Source organism: Shewanella sp. AS1 (assembly GCF_021412565.1).
In the GTDB taxonomy this organism is placed as follows: Bacteria; Pseudomonadota; Gammaproteobacteria; order Enterobacterales; family Shewanellaceae; genus Shewanella.
The window spans coordinates 1-289 of record NZ_JAKCLJ010000073.1; the positions used below are offsets into that span (position 1 = coordinate 1).

Below are 289 nucleotides of genomic sequence, written 5' to 3' on the forward strand. Positions count from 1 at the left end.
TCATCCTCCGCATGCAGACGGGCGTCCTGCGTGCCTGCCAGAAGGCCGACTTCCGCTTCATCATCCATCCCTGCAACTACCAGCGCCCCACGATCGGCCAGGAACTGACGGCGCTGATCGAGCATGCCCGTCCCCACGGGATCGTTCTTGCGGCCCCCCTGTCGAACATGCCGCGCATCGTGAGTGCGATCTCGTCCACCGGCACGCCGATGGTGAGGTTGTCGCCCGGCACCGCGACCGGTGACCAGTATTCGGTCGCAACCAACGACCGCGAAATCAGCGCGGAGAT

Annotated in this window: 1 pseudogene; it reads left to right on the forward strand. The window is 65.1% G+C overall.

What is annotated here, in order from left to right:
• Positions 1 to 289 (forward strand): annotated as a pseudogene (locus LZP69_RS16105) (LacI family DNA-binding transcriptional regulator); the annotation flags it as partial.